This window comes from Bacteroidota bacterium (assembly GCA_016706865.1).
Classification (GTDB): domain Bacteria; phylum Bacteroidota; class Bacteroidia; order Chitinophagales; family BACL12; genus UBA7236.
Genome location: JADJIS010000002.1, coordinates 1,170,614 through 1,189,554 on the forward strand (window position 1 = coordinate 1,170,614; position 18,941 = coordinate 1,189,554).

16 protein-coding genes are annotated in these 18,941 nt (G+C 35.8%); 12 read left to right on the forward strand and 4 right to left on the reverse strand.

Annotated features, from left to right (window positions below):
* Positions 1–27: 27 nt before the first annotated feature.
* The 12 genes from IPI31_08060 to ftsZ all read left to right on the forward strand — a co-directional run bounded on the left by IPI31_08060 (position 28) and on the right by ftsZ (position 15,071).
* Complete coding sequence (locus IPI31_08060) at positions 28–393, forward strand: hypothetical protein (protein ID MBK7567769.1); 366 nt, start codon at positions 28–30, stop codon at positions 391–393.
* Complete coding sequence (locus IPI31_08065; GenBank protein ID MBK7567770.1) at positions 380–2,467, forward strand: transpeptidase family protein; 2,088 nt, start codon at positions 380–382, stop codon at positions 2,465–2,467. Before IPI31_08060 ends, IPI31_08065 begins: the two co-directional genes overlap by 14 nt.
* A complete protein-coding gene (locus IPI31_08070; GenBank protein ID MBK7567771.1) occupies positions 2,464–3,933 on the forward strand; it encodes a UDP-N-acetylmuramoyl-L-alanyl-D-glutamate--2,6-diaminopimelate ligase in 1,470 nt (489 codons plus the stop codon). The genes IPI31_08065 and IPI31_08070 overlap by 4 nt, the downstream gene beginning before the upstream one ends.
* Positions 3,933–5,237 carry a phospho-N-acetylmuramoyl-pentapeptide-transferase gene (locus IPI31_08075; protein ID MBK7567772.1) on the forward strand — a complete coding sequence of 435 codons (1,305 nt, stop codon included), beginning with the start codon at positions 3,933–3,935 and terminating at the stop codon, positions 5,235–5,237. Before IPI31_08070 ends, IPI31_08075 begins: the two co-directional genes overlap by 1 nt.
* On the forward strand, positions 5,238–6,590 hold the full coding sequence (gene murD, locus IPI31_08080) for a UDP-N-acetylmuramoyl-L-alanine--D-glutamate ligase (GenBank protein MBK7567773.1): 1,353 nt from the start codon (positions 5,238–5,240) through the stop codon (positions 6,588–6,590).
* A gap of 23 nt (positions 6,591–6,613) precedes the next feature.
* Positions 6,614–7,810: an FtsW/RodA/SpoVE family cell cycle protein gene (locus IPI31_08085; protein MBK7567774.1), complete on the forward strand. Its 1,197-nt coding sequence runs from the start codon at positions 6,614–6,616 to the stop codon at positions 7,808–7,810.
* Positions 7,811–7,903: 93 nt separating this feature from the next.
* Positions 7,904–9,007: an undecaprenyldiphospho-muramoylpentapeptide beta-N-acetylglucosaminyltransferase gene (murG, locus tag IPI31_08090; protein MBK7567775.1), complete on the forward strand. Its 1,104-nt coding sequence runs from the start codon at positions 7,904–7,906 to the stop codon at positions 9,005–9,007.
* A 12-nt stretch (positions 9,008–9,019) separates the two neighbouring features.
* Entirely contained in the window at positions 9,020–10,366 is a 1,347-nt protein-coding gene (locus tag IPI31_08095) for a UDP-N-acetylmuramate--L-alanine ligase (GenBank protein MBK7567776.1), read from the forward strand.
* 2 nt (positions 10,367–10,368) lie between these two features.
* Positions 10,369–11,151, forward strand: coding sequence for a hypothetical protein (locus tag IPI31_08100; protein MBK7567777.1), 783 nt, complete (start codon positions 10,369–10,371; stop codon positions 11,149–11,151).
* A complete protein-coding gene (gene ftsA / locus IPI31_08105) occupies positions 11,148–12,560 on the forward strand; it encodes a cell division protein FtsA (protein ID MBK7567778.1) in 1,413 nt (470 codons plus the stop codon). The genes IPI31_08100 and ftsA overlap by 4 nt, the downstream gene beginning before the upstream one ends.
* A gap of 163 nt (positions 12,561–12,723) precedes the next feature.
* Positions 12,724–13,080: a four helix bundle protein gene (locus tag IPI31_08110; GenBank protein ID MBK7567779.1), complete on the forward strand. Its 357-nt coding sequence runs from the start codon at positions 12,724–12,726 to the stop codon at positions 13,078–13,080.
* 203 nt (positions 13,081–13,283) lie between these two features.
* Positions 13,284–15,071 (forward strand): cell division protein FtsZ, encoded by a 1,788-nt coding sequence (gene ftsZ / locus IPI31_08115; protein ID MBK7567780.1) that lies wholly within the window; start codon positions 13,284–13,286, stop codon positions 15,069–15,071.
* Between the two features lie 480 nt (positions 15,072–15,551).
* Here the strand turns inward: ftsZ and IPI31_08120 are convergent, their stop codons facing one another.
* From IPI31_08120 to IPI31_08135, 4 genes are all read right to left on the reverse strand, one after another.
* Positions 15,552–16,415, reverse strand: a complete 864-nt coding sequence (locus IPI31_08120; GenBank protein ID MBK7567781.1) for an alpha/beta fold hydrolase — start codon at positions 16,413–16,415, stop codon at positions 15,552–15,554.
* Positions 16,412–16,957: a TetR/AcrR family transcriptional regulator gene (locus IPI31_08125; protein ID MBK7567782.1), complete on the reverse strand. Its 546-nt coding sequence runs from the start codon at positions 16,955–16,957 to the stop codon at positions 16,412–16,414. Before IPI31_08125 ends, IPI31_08120 begins: the two co-directional genes overlap by 4 nt.
* 506 nt (positions 16,958–17,463) lie before the next feature.
* Positions 17,464–17,826: a DUF4260 domain-containing protein gene (locus IPI31_08130; protein MBK7567783.1), complete on the reverse strand. Its 363-nt coding sequence runs from the start codon at positions 17,824–17,826 to the stop codon at positions 17,464–17,466.
* 1 nt (position 17,827) lies between these two features.
* A complete protein-coding gene (locus tag IPI31_08135) occupies positions 17,828–18,880 on the reverse strand; it encodes a formimidoylglutamase (protein MBK7567784.1) in 1,053 nt (350 codons plus the stop codon).
* Positions 18,881–18,941: the final 61 nt, after the last annotated feature.

Below are 18,941 nucleotides of genomic sequence, written 5' to 3' on the forward strand. Positions count from 1 at the left end.
GCAAATTAAAGAATTAAAAATGAACGAATGAATTCAACCGAAAAAAAACAACCCACCGAACAAAAACGAAACCTTTCAGGTATGCTGAAATCGTTTGACGAGGTGTCGTTTTTCAGGTTGGAAAAATTAATCAGTAACATACCGTATTTCTTATTTGTTGTGGTGATCGGAATATTTTATATCTGGAATAATCACAGAGGAGTGGAAATGGAAAGAGAAATAAGAACAGTAAATCAGCAATTATTAGAAAAACAATATTACTATAATGCAACACGCGATTCGCTTACGCAACACAGTCGCCAAAGCACCGTTGCAAAAATGGTAGACACATTACATATGCAGGAATTATCACATCCGCCTTATACAATTAAAACAAAAAGTGGACAACACTAAAAAAGACATATTATGGAGATTGTATCTCTCGCTTGCAGCATTTGTCGTGCTTGGGTTGGGTATTACTGCGCAAATAATTAATATTCAATTTGTGCAGGGAGATGCTTATCGTGCAATGGCCGACAGCGCCAGAGTGCGCACTCAAGTAATAGAACCGAAACGCGGAAGTATTATGTCGGAACACCACGATATTCTTGCAACATCATTTCCATATTATAAAATATATATGGATCCGGTAGCACCAAATGATGTCGACTTTAAAAAGAATATAGATTCTTTATCCATTCAATTAGCAAATTTATTTCGCGATAAAACTGCAGCCCAATACAAACAAAAAATTACACAAGCGCGCAAACAGAAAAAAAGATATATCGAAATATATAAAAAAGCAACACTTCCTCAAAAACAAAAACTGGAAAATTTTGCTTTGTATCGTCTTGGAAAAAATCGCGGCGGATTAATTACCGAACAAATAGAAAATCGCGCATATCCATATAACAGTCTTGCAAACAGAACGATCGGTTATGTAAAAGACGGTAGAAAAATAGGTTTGGAAGGAACATACGATACCTTATTAACCGGTAAGGAAGGATATACTTTGATGCGTAAAATAGCAGGAGGCAGCTGGATGCCGATCAGTGATAAAAATGAAGTTGATCCTGTGGATGGTGTGGATGTTATAACAACACTCGATATTAATATGCAGGATATTACCGAAACTGCTTTGCGCAGATCGTTAGTTAAAAATGATGCTGCATGGGGAACTGCAATTGTGATGGAAGTGAAAACTGGAAAAATTAAAGCGATCGCCAATTTAACGCGCTCTGCTCCGGGTTTTTATAAGGAGGATTACAATTATGCAATTTCAACTAAAGTAGAACCAGGTTCCACATGGAAATTATTTTCCTTAATGTGTTTGTTGGAAGATGGATTATCTATAACTGATCATGTGGATCTTAATCAGGGCACCTATTTATTTGCCGATAGAACAATGCGCGACAGTGAACCACATAGCAGAAGAAATGTAACAGTGGAAACTGCATTTGCACTTTCTTCCAATGTAGGAATTTCACGATTGGCTTATGATTATTATCAAAAGGAACCACAAAAATATATCGATCATTTAATTCAATCTGGCATAGCAAATAAAACCGGAATTGAAATTAGTGGTGAACCAAAACCTTATTTTAAAAAAGATCCAAAGGATAAAGAATTGTGGTATAAAACTACCATTCCATGGATGAGTGTTGGATATGAATTAACAGTTACGCCATTACAATTACTTACATTTTATAATGGAATTGCAAATGATGGTAAAATGATGAAACCCTATTTGGTGCAGGAAACTCAGCAATATGGAGCTACAATTCAGGAATTTGAACCCATTGTTTTAAATGAAAAATTGTGTTCAAAAAGTACGGTTGATCAATTGCAGGAATGTATGCTTGCAGTAGTGGATAGCGGAACTGCTAAACATTTAAAAAATGAATATTACCAGTTTGCAGGAAAAACAGGAACTGCGCAATTAGTAGAAAACGGCGTGTATGGTCATAATCACCTTGCAAGTTTCGCCGGTTATTTTCCATATGAAAATCCGAAATATTCTATTGTGGTTATCATAAGTGATCCAAATAGCCCTGTGTATTACGGGGGATATGTTTCTGCTCCGGTTTTCAGAGAAATTTCTGATAAAGTGTATTCGCATTTTATTAATATGCGCGAACCCGTAAATATGGCGGATACTTCTTTTGTTGGTGTTACTGCATCCGCAAAAGGAAATGCATACGATTTCCGACAAATATTAAAATGGCTGAATGTAAATGAAACATTTGATGATAATGAAGAATGGATAGCTATTAATACAAACGGAAAATCTTCCACACACGAATTAATTAAAACATACCAATATACCATGCCAAATGTAAAAGGAATGGGTTTACGTGATGCAATGTATTTATTGGAATCCAACGGATTAAAAGTGGGTGTGAGTGGAAGTGGTAAGGTTACTTCTCAAAGTGTAGAAGCGGGACAAGCAATTAATAAAGGAACTTTTGTAAGCATACAATTGAATTGAAAAAATTAAACGAAATATTATCTGTTGTTAAATTCACAAACTCCGGTGGACAGAATTTGAATGCCATTTCTGTAAGCGGAATTACTGCGGATAGTAGAAACGTAAAACCCGGTTTTGTATTTGTTGCAGTAAAAGGAACTGCGGTGGATGGTCACGATTTTATTCCTAAAGCTTTTGAACTTGGAGCAGTTGCAATTATTGCAGAACATACCATTGACCATGAAGATGCAGAATTAATATTTGTTGTTGCCGATGCTTCAGATGCCTTGGGAAAAATTGCGCATAAATTTTATGATTCTCCAACAGAGCATTTAAAATTAATTGGTATTACAGGTACTAATGGAAAAACATCCGTTGCAACCTTATGTTATAATTTAATAAAGGATCTGGGATTTAAAGTGGGTTTGATAAGCACAGTGGAAAATAAAATTCAGGATACCATAATTCCTTCCACACATACAACACCAGATCCTGTCCAATTAAATAATTTATTGTCGCAAATGGTGGAAGCGGGTTGCGATTATGTATTTATGGAAGTGAGTTCGCACGCAGCGCATCAAAAACGTATCGCAGGATTAAAATTTGTCGGTGCGGCTTTTACAAATATCACTCACGATCATCTCGATTATCACAAAACTTTTGATAAATATATTGCAGCGAAGAAAATGTTTTTCGACGCGCTGGATAAAAATGCTTTTGCTTTGGTAAATGCAGATGATAAAAATGCCGGGGTGATGGTGCAGAATTGCAAAGCTGTTAAATATACTTTTTCCGTTAAAGGTTCCGCAGATTATACAGCAAGAATTAAAGAGAATGTTATCTCAGGATTAGTATTAAATATAGATGGAAGCGAATTTCATTCACAACTTTTAGGTGAATTTAATGCATGGAATTTATTAACTGTTTACGCAATCGGTCGCCTTTTAGGTTTTGATAAAAATGAAGTGCTTTCAGCGCTTAGCAAACAAACTGCGGTGGAAGGAAGATTTGATGTGATCTATTCTTCGGCTGATGCTATTACCGGAGTAATTGATTACGCACATACTCCCGATGCAGTGGAAAAATTATTATCAACCGTTCGATCCATGTTAAAAAATGAGCAACAATTATTAACTGTAGTGGGTTGCGGTGGCGATCGCGATAAAACAAAAAGACCTTTAATGGCTAAAGTTGCTGCAACGCTGAGTGATAAAATTATTCTTACTTCCGATAATCCGCGGAGCGAACATCCTGAAATAATTATTCAGGAAATGGAAGCTGGAATTGAAGGTGATCTGCGCAAAAAATCACTTTCGATACTGGATAGAAAAGAAGCAATTAAAACAGCGGTGATGTTGGCAAAGCGCGGTGATGTTATTTGTGTTGCAGGAAAGGGCCACGAAAAATATCAGGAAATTAAAGGAGTAAAATATCCCTTCGACGATAAAAAAGTGCTTTCGGAAACCTTTAAAACCCTTTCGAGATAATGTTATATTATTTATTTAATTGGTTGGATGAACAATATGATTTTCCGGGTGCGGGGATGTTTCAGTATTTATCTTTTCGCGCGGGAATGGCGGTTTTATTGTCGCTTATCATATCTATCATAATTGGTAAATGGATCATTAAATATTTACAAAAACAACAAATAGGTGAATCTGTTCGCGATCTCGGTCTGGAAGGTCAGTTGAGTAAAAAAGGTACTCCTACCATGGGAGGCCTCATCATTATCGCTGCTTTATTAATTCCCGTTTTATTATTGGCAGATCTGAAAAATATATATGTAATTCTCATGTTGATAGTTACTGTTTGGATGGGATTAATTGGATTCTTGGATGATTATATTAAAGTTTTCAGAAAAAATAAGGAAGGACTTCGTGCGAAATTCAAATTAATGGGGCAGGTGGGATTAGGAACCATAGTTGGATTAGTTCTTTATTTTTCTGATGATATTAAATTGCGCGACTACGATCATATTTATGTATATGAAGTGGAAAATGGTCACGCTGTTGGAAGACCTATAGAAACATATCCTTCTAATGATGTGCGTTTGGAAGGAGATGGAATTATGGATAAGGACGGTGAAAGATTTTTAAGTCACGATACACGTTCTACAAAATCAACAATTCCGCTCGTAAAAAATAATGAATTCGATTATGAATGGTTGGTGAGTTGGGCCGATGACAGCACGAAGGTTTGGTTATTTCCTGTGGTATTTATTCTTATCATTATAATAATAATTACCGCAGTTTCCAATGGAGCAAATCTCACAGATGGATTAGACGGTTTAGCCGCGGGAACATCAACCATAATTGTTTTAACACTTACCATTTTTGCCTATATAGCCGGTAACGCTATTCTCAGCGATTATCTGAATATTATGTATATCCCCGAATCGGGAGAATTGGTTGTATTCAGTGCAGCATTAATTGGAGCTTGTATCGGATTTTTATGGTATAACGCATTTCCCGCACAGGTATTTATGGGTGATACCGGTAGTTTAACTATCGGTGGAATTATAGCATCACTCGCAATTGCGACCAGAAAAGAATTATTAATTCCTGTGTTATGCGGAATATTTCTGGTGGAAAATTTAAGTGTGATGATACAGGTATTTTATTTTAAATATACCAGAAGAAAATACGGCACAGGTAGAAGAGTTTTTCTAATGAGCCCTTTACATCATCATTATCAGAAAAAAGGAATGTTTGAAACAAAGATCGTAACACGTTTTTGGATCATCACGATATTATTAGCAATTATTTCCATAGTAACACTCAAAGTGAGATAAATGACGAAACGCATTGTCATATTAGGTTCCGGCGAAAGCGGCACAGGCGCGGCGATACTTGCTAAACGCAAGGGATTCGACGTGTTCGTGAGTGACAAGGGTGTAATTAAAAATGTTTATAAGGATAAATTGTTAGCAGAAAATATTGAATTTGAAGAAGGAACACACACTTACGAAAAAATATTTGCTGCGGATGAAATAATTAAAAGCCCGGGAATACAGGAAAAATACGAAGTGATGAAAAAAGTGCGGGAACACAATATTCCCGTAGTTGGTGAAATTGAATTTGCGTGGAGATATTGTTCCGGAAAAGTAATTGCAATTACCGGAAGTAATGGAAAATCAACATGCACAGCACTAACTTATCATTTATTGCAGAAGGCAGGAATGAATGTTGCCATGGGCGGAAACATCGGTAAGAGTTTCGCCGAATTAATTGCAAACGGCGATCATGAATATTATGTATTGGAGATCAGCAATTTTCAATTGGATGATTCCGTAACATTTAAACCTTTTATTTCTGTTCTTTTAAATATTACACCTGATCATCTGGATAGTTATAATTATCAGTTTGAAAATTATATCGCATCAAAATTCCGGATAGTAAAAAATCAGGGAGCCGGCGATTATTTTATTTACAATGCAGATGATGCGGTAATTGAACAGGAATTAATAAAACCAAATTATCATAAAACGATCACATCGTTATCCGCAATTTCTTTCACACTGAATGACCGTTCAGGAGAAGGAGGATGGATTTCCGGTGACACTCTAAATATTCAACTCAACCAAAACCAATTTAACATGACCATCAACGAATTAGCGCTACAGGGTAAACACAACCAATACAACTCAATGGCAGCGGCCATTACAGGGAAGGCATTGGACATTAAGAACGAAACAATTCGCGAAAGTCTGATGGATTTTCAAGGCCTCGAACATCGCCTCGAATTTGTCGCAAAAGTGCACGGCATTTCTTTTGTCAACGATTCCAAAGCAACAAATGTCAACAGCACATGGTTCGCATTGGAAAGTCAGAACAATCCAGTTATCTGGATAGTTGGCGGAATTGATAAGGGCAATGATTATTCTCATATAACAGATCTTGTGAGAAAAAAAGTAAAAGCAATTGTTTGTCTCGGGGCAGATAATACTAAAATTCACGAAGCTTTCGGTAAACTGGTTGATATTTTAGTAAATACGGAAAGTATGAAAGACTGTGTTGAAATGGCTTATCGTCTTGGCAATAATGGAGATGTTGTTTTATTATCTCCTGCATGTGCATCCTTCGATCTGTTCGAAAATTTTGAGGACAGAGGCAGACAATTTAAAGCAAGAGTGAAAGAATTATAAATAAAAATTTCAAATAAGAATTAATGAGTCAACCGGTAACATATATGTTAAGTAAAGTAAAAGGCGACCGCTATATTTGGTTGGTTGTTTTTGTACTTTCGGTTTTCTCTATACTCGCTGTATATAGTTCCACGGAAACACTTGCATATAAATCTGCCGGCGGTAATACAGAGTATTATCTTATTAAACACACTACAATATTAATATTCGGAATTTTTCTGATGTATTTAAGTCATTTAATTCCTTTTAAATATTATAGTCGCATTGCACAGATATTATTATGGATCTCGGTTCCGGCTTTATTATATACCATGTTTCTTGCACCGGAAGTAAATGATGCTTCACGCTGGATAACATTACCCGTAATAAACCTTACCTTCCAAACCTCCGACCTTGCGCGGTTTGCACTGATCATGTATACCGCAAGGATATTATCTAAAACACAGGATAAAGTAGATTCTTTTAAAGAAGCATTTGTTCCGGTGATATTACCTATTGCAATAATTTGTGCATTGATATTACCGGAAAATTTATCTACGGCAAGTGTATTATTTTTTACTTGTATCGTTTTAATGTTCGTTGGTCGCGTAAATTTTAAATATATCATGCTCACTATTGGAGCAGGAATTGTTTTATTGGGAATTGTGATTGGGCTTTCTTATTTATTACCGGATGTTGGTCGTTTAGGAACATGGAATACGCGGGTGGAAAGTTTTATAAATGGTGGAGACGGCGATGAAGAATTTCAGGTGGAACAGGCAAAAATTGCAATTGCGCAGGGTGGAATTTTAGGTGTTGGTCCCGGAAATTCCACACAAAAAGATATATTACCTTACCCTTATGCCGATTTTATTTTTGCAACTATTATTGAAGAATACGGATTATTTGGTGCTGTTATATTTATCTTTTTATATCTCGTTTTATTATATCGCTGCATTAAAATAGTGATAAAAGCACCGAGCAGTTTTGGTGCCTTACTAGCCGTAGGTTTAGGATTGTGTTTAACAATTCAAGCCTTCGCAAACATGGCGGTAGCAGTGCACTTGGTGCCAACTACAGGATTAACATTACCATTGGTAAGCATGGGTGGAACATCACTCTGGTTTACCAGTTTAAGTATAGGAATTATATTAAGTGTAAGTCGCGAAATAGAAGTAAAAGAAGAAAAAGATTCGGCGAAGGCAGAGGAGGAAGAGGATGTTATTTTGGAAGGGGAATGAATTGTAATACGTGATGTAGTTGTGTTGTCCTATGTCCTATGTCATATGTCCTACGTCCTTGAAAAGCGTCGTGGCAAAACAACTAATTAAAATATGAAGCAACCAATAAAAATATTAATCAGCGGCGGTGGAACAGGGGGACATATTTTTCCTGCAATTGCTATTGCCAACGAGATCAGGAGGAGAGAACCTGATGCTGATATTTTATTTGTTGGTGCGGAAAATAAAATGGAAATGGAAAAGGTTCCAAAGGCGGGATATAAAATTGAAGGTTTATGGATAAGTGGATTTCACCGCGGATTGGATATGCGCAATTTTAGTTTTCCATTTAAATTAATATCAAGTTATTTCAGATCAGGTGCAATTGTAAGAAAATTTAAACCTGATGTAGCTGTTGGAACCGGTGGTTTTGCAAGCGGACCTGCATTAAATGCAGCAATAAGAAATGGAGTTCCGGCTTTAATACAGGAACAAAATTCATATCCCGGGGTTACAAATAAAATTTTATCGCGTAAAGCAAAAAAGGTTTGTGTGGCATACGACGGAATGGATAAATATTTTCCCGGTGAAAAAGTAGTTAAAACCGGAAATCCTGTCCGCCAAAGTATTATTTTATGCAACGTTAAACCGGAAAAAGCACGCAAAGATTTTGACCTCGATCTGGATAGTAAAATATTATTAGTGGTAGGAGGAAGTTTAGGTTCCAGAACATTAAATAATTGTGTGAAGGCAGGACTGGATAAATTGCGAGATGCAAATATTCAGGTTTTGTGGCAAACAGGTTCCTTATTATTTGACGAATGTAAGTCGACAGCGAAAGGTTACGACAATATAAAAGTTTTTGATTTTATAACCAATATAGATCATGCTTATGCTGCTGCCGATGTAATTGTTTCCAGAGCCGGAGCAATAGCAATTTCTGAATTATGTCTTGTTGGTAAACCTGTTATTCTGGTTCCATTTCCATCTGCCGCGGAAGATCATCAGACCAAAAATGCAATGGCACTTGTTCGTGGAGAGGCTGCAATTCATATCAGCGATAAAGCTGCACAAAATGAATTGGTTATAGCGGCAATAAATTTGTTGAATAACGAAACAAAAAGAAAAACTTTATCAGAAAATATTAAGGGATTTGCAATTCCAGATGCAGCGGAAAGAATTGTGGAAGAGGTTTTTAAAATGATGAGTAAAAATTAATTATTTAGAATAATGCAATTGGATAAAATTAAAAATGTGTATTTCGTAGGTATCGGAGGCATCGGTATGAGCGCACTTGCACGTTATTTTAATTTGCAGGGAGCAAAAGTTTCCGGTTACGATCGCACTCCCACCAATCTTACGGATCAATTGCAAAAGGAAGGAATTTTAATACATTTTGAAGATAATATTGAATTAATTGATAAGGATGCTGAACTGGTTATTTATACTCCGGCTATTCCTAAAAATCACAAAGAATTAAATTATATCATCTCCAATAATTACCCTTTATATAAACGTTCCGAAGTGTTGGGAATGTTGAGTCGCGATAAATTTACTATTGCAGTAAGCGGTTCACATGGTAAGACAACCGTTTCCGGTATGATTACCTGGATCTTAAAAAATTCGGGTTACGATTGCACTGCTTTTTTGGGAGGAATTTGTTCCAACTTCAATTCAAATTTTGTACACGGCGAAAATGATGTAATGGTTGCTGAAGCTGATGAATACGATAGGTCCTTCATGCGATTATTTCCGAATATTACCGTGGTAACTGCCGTGGATTCCGACCATCTCGAAATTTACGGAACACAGGCTGAAGTGGAAAAGGCATTCATCGAATTTGCGAATAAAACAGAAATAGGAGGCGAAATTATAATTAAGGCCGGATTGCCGATCATTCCATTTTTAGAGCAACATGTCACCCAATATGCTCTGGAAAATAAGGAGGCAGATCTTTGGGTTTCCAATTATAAAATAACATTAACCGGAAGTGAAGTGGAATTGAGCAACGGAATTCGTTATACACTTAAATATCCCGGAATTCATAATATTGAAAATTCAGTTGCAGCCGTTGCTGTTGCATTGCAATTGGGAATTACCAATGAAAACATTTCTGAGTCACTGAATACTTTCCAGGGAATATATCGTCGCTTTGAATTAGTTGCCTCCAATAATAAAACTGTTTATATCGACGATTATGCTCATCACCCGGAAGAAATAAGAATGTTTTTGCTGAGTCTGCGTGCAATTTACAAGGATAAAAAGATCACTGCAATTTTTCAGCCTCATCTCTTTACAAGAACACGAGATCTTGCCGATGGATTTGCCGCAAGTCTTGATCTTGCGGATGAGATCATTTTAATGCCAATTTATCCTGCAAGAGAAGAACCTATTGAAGGGGTAACTTCTGATATTATTTTAAGCAGAATAAAAAATCCCCGAAAACGAATTTTAAACAAAGAGGAACTTTTACATCATATTAACGAAAACGAGTTTGAGATCCTTTGTACCATTGGTGCAGGCGACATTGATAAAATGATAAAACCTATTGCTGAAATCATAAATACCAGATCATGAGCATGAAAAAGAAAATATTTCGCGTTTTTGGTTTTCTGTTGATACTTACATGTGTTACAGGATTGGTATTGTTAACCTCTTTTAATTCTAAAAAACAGGAAGCTGTTGTGTGTGGAAAGGTAGATATTTTGATCGATCACGATAAGAATATCTTTTTTCTGGATGCATCTGACATAAAATCGCTTTTAATTAACTCATTTGGCGATTCCGTTAAAGGCGACAGAATTAAAAATATAGCAGTTGGACGAATAGAAAAAGTAATCGAAGAAAATGATTTTGTGCAGGATGCAGAAAGTTGGTTGGATGCAAATGGTGAATTACATATCAATATTGTACAGAAACAACCACTTGCACGAGTTATTAACAGCAGTGGTGTGAATTATTATATCACTGAAAAAGGAAATAAGATGCCTATCAGCACTAAATTTACGAGTCGTGTTCCTGTTGTTACCGGAAACATTAAAGAAGGCACTTATAACTCAAACATGATAGAAACTCAGGTGCTTAAAAACGTGTTGGAATTATCGCGTTTTATTCATGCAAATACTTTCTGGAATGCCCAGATCGAACAGATCTTCGTCGCTGATAACGGCGAGTTTATTTTAATTCCGAAGTTGGGCGATCATAAAATTGAGTTTGGAGGAATTAATGAGATGCAGGAAAAATTCAATAAACTCGAAATATTTTATAAAGAGGGATTGAATTATATGGGTTGGGAAAAATATGAAACTATTAAACTTGACTATAAGGGTCAGGTTGTTTGTGATAAAAAAATGCAACTATGAACAACAGTAATCGAATTATTACAGGTCTCGATATCGGCACAACAAAAATTTGTGTTATCGTAGGACAAATGACAGATAATGGAAAGATCCAGATTCTCGGAATGGGAAAAGCCGATTCTTTTGGAGTAATGCGCGGAGTTGTTGCCAATATTGACAAAACCGTTGAAGCAATAAAACTTGCAGTTCAGGAAGCACAGGAAAAAAGTGGCGTTGAAATTCACGATGTATATGTCGGAATTGCCGGTCAACATATTAAAAGTTTGCAACATCGCGACATTTTCACTCGTAACGATGCGGAAAATGAGATTTCAATGGATGATATCGATCAGATGGTACTCAATATGCATAAATTGGTACTTCCTCCGGGCGATCGCATCATTCACGTTTTACCACAAGAATTTATTGTTGATGGCGAACAGGGAATTAAAGATCCTATCGGCATGAGTGGTGTGCGCCTCGAAGCCAATTTCCATATTATCACCGGACAAATTGCCGCGGCAAAAAATATTTTTAAATGTGTGGAAAAAGCCGGATTAAAAGTTATTGATCTCGTGCTCGAACCATTGGCATCATCTGAATCAGTTTTAAGTGAAGAGGAAAAGGAAGCGGGTGTTGCTTTAGTGGATATTGGTGGTGGAACAACAGATATCGCAATTTTTCAGGATGGAATTATCAGACATACTGCAGTTATTCCTTTGGGTGGAAATATTATCACCGAAGATATTAAGGAAGGTTGTATGATCATGAAAAATCAGGCAGAAATATTAAAAATTAAATTCGGTTCCGCACTAGCTACGGAAACAGAGGATAATGAAATTATTTCTATTACAGGATTAAAAGGACGTGAACCAAAAGAAATAAAAGTAGAAAATCTCGCTAGAATAATTCAAGCGAGAATGGAAGAAATTTTGGAACACGTTTATTACGAAATTAAATTATCCGGCCATCACAAAAAATTGATCGGCGGAATTGTAATAACAGGCGGTGGAGCACAATTAAAACATTTAGTGCAACTGGCATCCTATATCACCGGAATGGATGCACGCGTAGGATATCCCACAGAACATATTTCAAAATCAAAAGTGGAAGATATTCGTCATCCGATGTATGCCACTGCTGTAGGTTTAATTTTGAAAGGTTGTGATGATAGAAATTTCAGAAATTTTGAACCGACAACGGAAAATGTAAATCCAAAACAGGAAGTTAAAAATGTTGTTCCGGAGAATGTGATGAACAATAATATTTTGCAAAATAATTCAGTTGATGTTGCGGTGGAAAATGAAATGCGTGAAGAAGAAAATGAATCCACTCAACAAGATCGCAAAAATGCAAAACCAGGATGGCTGAAAAGTATGCTTTCGAATACTAAAAAATGGTTCGAAGAAGATGATGTTTCAGACTTTAAATGATTTGGTAATCTGGTAATTGTCAATTTGGTAATTGCTAGACACCCTTAAGATTGATTTAACATTGAAAAATTTATATCACCATAAAGTATTAAAGATTATGTAGAATTGAAAGAAAAATATACTGAAAATCATATTGTTTTCCCTTAACCCTTAAAAACGAAATATGAATGCTGAAGAGTTGAAGTTGCGAACTAAGCAGTTTGCAATTAATATCATTAAGTTCTTTGATTCGATAAGTAGTGATTCAAAAAGTTTGAGAATAATTCAAAACCAATTGATCAGATCTGCAACTTCCGTTGCTGCTAATTATAGAGCAGCCTGCAGAAGCAGATCCAAAGCTGAGTTTATTTCTAAAATTAAAATTGTAGAAGAAGAATCAGATGAAAGTCAATTTTGGATTGAACTACTTATTGAAAGTGGAATTGTGAGAAAAGAAAAAATAGAGTTCCTGTTAATTGAAGCAACTCACTTAACAAAAATTTTTTCCGCCTCTGCCAAAACTGCTAAAACAAACAAATAAATGGATAAATGTTAATAGGAAAATAAATTCTCCGGTAATAGAAGAAGTATCATCCGGAGCAATCAATTACCAAATTGACAATTACCAAATTGAAAATATCAAAATCATCAACGGGTAATAAAAGTCCCCGGTCATAATAAAATTATCATCGGGGAAATCAATTACCAAATTAACAAATTATTAAACTATTAAATTAAAAAGCAATGTACTTCGACGTACCGAAAGAACAATCATCCATAATAAAAGTAATCGGTGTAGGCGGTGGCGGCTCTAATGCTGTAAACCACATGTTCATGCAGGGAATTAAGGATGTAAACTTTGTGATCTGTAATACCGACCACCAGGCTTTGGAAATGAGTCCTGTTCCAAATAAAATTCAATTGGGACCAAGTCTTACAAAAGGCAGGGGAGCGGGTTCTCATCCGAGTGTTGGCCAACAGGCCACGATGGAAAGTCTGCAGGAAATAAAAGCCTTACTTGAAAAAAATACCGAGATGGTTTTTATAACTGCTGGAATGGGCGGTGGAACCGGAACCGGTGGTGCACCTGTTATTGCAAAACTTGCAAAGGAAATGGGAATTCTTACCATTGGAATTGTTACAGTTCCTTTCGGATTTGAAGGAAAAAGAAGAAAATCGCAGGCACATGAAGGTCTCGAAACATTAAAACATTTTGTTGATGCAATTTTAATTGTATCCAATGATAAATTGCGCGACATGTTCGGCAATCTTGCGTGGAATGATGCCTTTGCAAAAGCAGATGATATATTAACAACCGCAGCAAAAGGAATTGCAGAAATTATTACTGTTCCGGGTTATGTGAATGTCGATTTTGAAGATGTAAAAACAGTATTACGCGATAGCGGATTGGCAATAATGGGTTCAGGAAGTTCTGATGGTGATGATCGTGCTATTAATGCTGTGAAAGATGCATTGGAATCGCCATTATTAAATGATAATGATATTCGCGGAGCAAGAAATATTTTATTAAACATTTCTTCCGGAGTTAAACCGGTATTGATGGATGAAATTGCAGAGATCACCGATTTTGTTCAGGAAGCAGCTGGTAATGATTGTGATATTATCTGGGGAAATTGCACCGACGAAACACTTGGTGATAAATTAATGGTGACCGTTATCGCAACAGGATTTGAGACCATTGAAGAACGCAGTCGCAGGGTAAAAGAAAGCACTTATAAAATAACGCATATCGACACCAATGCTTTATTAAATAAAATGCTTGAACCCAAAATACACGAAAAAGAAGAAGATGTTGAAGTTAAGGAAAAGGAAGAATATTCCATTCATTTAAAAAGCGATAATAAACCGGAAGAAAAAAAAATAAAAAAGGAAGAGGATACTAATCCCCGTCAGTTCAGTTTCGATTTTGATATGTATGGTGTTCCGGATTTAAAGGTGGAGGAAGAAATAGAAGAACTTGTTAACGAGCAGGAACCAATTATTACCAAGGAAGAGCCGATCACGGAAATTGTTGCGGAAGAAAAAGAATTTCTTACTATAAATGAGGAACAGAACACAAATGAAATAGTTGCGGAAATTAAAATTGAAGAGGTTATATCTGAAATTCCGGAAGAAAAAATAGAAACTCCTGTAATTAAGGAAGAACCATTTTTCGAAATAAAAAAAGAAACCCGTGAACCGTTTATTGAACCTGTAATTAATAAACAGGAAATAAAACCGGTAGAACAAAAACCGGAACCTAAATCTTTTATCACTAACGAAGATAAAATGGGTTTGGTAAATAATCAGAGCAACGACAGGATCAATCGCCTCAAAAGCATGAGCATGAAATTAGGCAATAATAATTTGGAAGAATTAGAAAAAGTTCCTGCCTATTTACGCCGCAATGTCGAACTGGAAGAAACTCCCGATGCAAGAGAGATCAACGTTTCCAAATACAATATCGTAGACGGCGAAAATGGCCCGGAATTAAAAAAGAATAATTCTTTTTTGCATGATAATGTTGACTAAATAATGTTTTACAATACTATTAAAAAAGAGTTGGTTTAATTACTGACTCTTTTTTTGTGCCTCACAGAATTTAAAAAGGGAACACAGATAACGCTGATTTGGCTGATTTAAAAGGATTTCCAACCTTAGAGTTTCCCCACAGTAACGCCACTTAGGGTGTGACGTCGGAGCTCGGTATCATTGCTGTATCTTGTGGGGACACAAATGGAAATTACTAAATTTTATTATAAGATTATTAATCGGAAGAAAAACGGGCCTCATCAGGTTCGAAGCTCCACACCTGACGTGTCCCCACAGAGTTACGCGCAGCGAACTCTGTGGATGCGAAGTCTAAGTTTACATGTTACGTATTCGCAAAATTTTCTTCAATCCAAGAAATAAAGTATTTATTTGTCATGTTTAATTCCTCCTCCGAATCCACAGTTCCCTTCGGGTAACTCTGAGGGGACACAGTTGGGTGGAGAGAATTAATTCTATATATTACAATCCAAGAAACCTCTCAATCTCCACGGCAGCCACCATGCTCTTCTCCTCCAACACAAAATGCCCCACATCTTCATAACGCACTACCACATTATTAATAAATTTCTCTTCAAAACCAATTAAATATTTCTCCGTTATAAACTGATCCTTCATCCCCCAAATTAATAAAGTGGGTTTTGAAGAAATGTTACCCAATTTATTCCAAATACTTTCAAACCAATCCTGATCCTTTAAAAGCGATTTTGCAAAGGCGACCGTTCCATTTCTTTCTGACGGTTTAGAAAATGGTCTTAAAAATTGCTGGTGAATTTCCTTAGTTAACCGCGACCTTTCACCATAGGCTGCAGGTAAAATATATTTGGGAGAAAAATTGAATTGTTTATATAAAAATGGCAACAGCGGACTACCTAAAATTGCTTTCATTTTTTTAAACTCCGGTTCTGCACTTATGCTTTTACACCAGGTATTTAAAATGATAAGTTTATTTATTTTTTCTGGATGTTCCACTGCATAATTCAATCCGATCGGTCCGCCGAAATCGTGCACTAATAAGTTAAAATTTGTGATCTGTAAATGGTCTATAAATTTACCGAGTGTTGCAGAGTGGTTTTGTGCGCTGTAATCATATGCGGATGGTTTATCACTGAGTCCAAAACCGATATGATCTGCAGCAATACACCGAAAATTTTTCGATAAAATTTTTATGGCATTTCGAAATTCAAAACTCCATGAAGGAGTGCCATGCACAAATAAAAGTATTTCTCCAATCCCTTCATCAATATAATGCATTTTCGCTCCATTCACTTCAAAGTATTTATGTGCGAAGGGATATTCTTTAGTATCTATCCAATCAATATTCATATGGTATATTTTTGTATAAGATGTTTTTTAATTTTTTTGAGAGGAAATTCCTCCTCGTTCATCAGGTAATGATTAACTAAACCATCAATGGTTGCGAAAAATATTTTTGCCTCCACTGCAGGACTGGGATATTTCATTTTTTTGAAATTTTGAGTAAGTGTTGTTAGAATAAGCTGTAAACTCGTATGATAAGTTTCCTCCAGAAATTGTTTTACCGTATTCTGCATGCGTATGGAGTGAAACAATTTCCAATACTCTTTGTTCTCCTCCACCAGATCAAAAGTTGAATCAATATGTTTTGAAATAGCTTTTTTGGGATCCTTTTCATTTGTGTAAGCTTCCATCGACAACCTGATAACTTCAAATCCCCGATTGAGAATTTCAATCAGAAGATCGTCTTTCGACGAATAGAAATTATACATCAAACCCTGCGCAACATCTGCCTTTTTGGCGATCATTGCGATGGAAGTTTTGTCGTAACCATTGGCTGCAAACAGCTGCAGGGCAACATCTGCGATATGTTCTTTTTGGTTCGTTTTCATAATGAATGAACGTTCATTCACAAAGGTAAAACGCAAATTGCAATCGTCCAAATTGTGGCAAAACATGAGACTCAGGAAACAGGATACAAGATTGGACTTAGGACATAGGAAATAGGACATAGGACTGATGCAGGACAAGGGAAAATGGACGCAGGACCGCTACTGAATTAAAATATAAACCTTAATTTCTGATAGATAAATTTGAGTGAATTGGAAAAAATTTGAGTTTTACATATCGTAATTTTATTTTTTTTTAACTTTTTGGAGGCAAAAAAAATATTCAATAGAAATTGAAAATTTTATTCCATCGAAAATTACTTCGTGTAACCTTCGTGACTTTGTGTCTTAGTGGCAAAAAGATATTATTTAGAAACTAAAATATCATTCCACAGAAAACTACTTACCGCATTCTTCCCGCAATTACCCTCTTACCGGCCATCAACATCTATTTTTTTTTCGGTATATATTCGAAATGCATTAAAAGCAGCCTTCGAGATAAAACTTTCCTAACTTTTTGCTTTTCCAATCATCCCCAAGTGCGTATTATGAAAATTATCCGAAAATTTTAAACCATAACCAAAAACTCTATCCATACTGCTATGCGCAAATAACAATAACCCGACGAACTGCAATTCTGGATATGTGAGATAAATTCCGAGGAGATAAAATAATATCCCAGTTAATTTATGGTGAAATAAATTATAAGTGAAAGCTCCTGTTTTTGTATTAATTAAATATCCTAACATACTGATATCCGGTACTAATAAAAGTGCCCAAAACACCCATCCCTTAAAATCAAGTTGCCAATAAAACAAAAACACCGCTAATAAGAACATAGCAGCCTCTTCCAATTTGATCAGATTTTTCATGTTAAATATTTTTTGCGTTCATCGCTTTAATAAAATCAGTAATGATATAAGCAATCAGTTTTCCTGTTTTATTATCAACCTGTTTATGTGCGAGCACGGGCGCACCCTCGGCAATATGAAGATAAGCAGCATTCAGATTTTCCGCACAAAACCAAACATATTTTCTTACATCTACAGGTAACATTCCGCTTGGTGTTCTTGCACTTACGGGGACGTTCTGAATAGAATCCAGATCTATTTCAATTCCAACGGCATTTTCATCTCCCCCAAAAAAATCGAAACAACAACGCAGCGCATCGTAATAATTAATTGATTCCCTTACAAAAATATTATCATAAGATTCATACGCTAATCTGTTGGGATATTGCCGAAACATTTCCATCGCGAAACTGATATTATAGGATTCGTGTAATCCGAAAACCACATATTTATCTAAATAATTTTCTTCAAAGGCAAAAAGAAATCCATTGCCACTATGCCTTCCGTTCATGGGACGCATATCGCTGTGTGGATCACAATTTATCACATTAATTGGTTTGGAATTATTTGCAATACTTACACCTTTAATAATTGGATATGCATTGTTGTGTCCCCCGCCAATAACTATTGGAATTTTACCTGCGGAGATAATATTTTTAATAATATTTGCAACTCTTTCATCCACTTGCTCAACTAATTTTCTGGCTTTAATAATATCAGCTTCTAACTTGTAATTTAAGGTGGATGCCATTTCCATCAGATCATCAAAATATACATGCCCCAGAATTAATATTTCATCTCCCGATAAAAATTGATTGCTTTGCATATTAATAAGAAAATCCAAACTTGGTTTCCAAGCAGCATAAGCTCCGCCGCGACCATAATTTGCACGCACTCCGATATCCTCAGGTAATCCTAAAACAATAAATTTTGAAGAAGAATTTTTTAATTCCGTTTTCCAATTTTCCTGATCCGAAATTGTGTTAACAAGATCACCAATTTTTGTTTCACCCTGCCGATGCCGAACACGTGAATTAATTTCAGTAGCACTATATATTATTAATTGATCTTGCATATGGGAATTTAATTATATTGGTAATGATGCAGTGTCACTATCATATGGAAATTATTCTCCG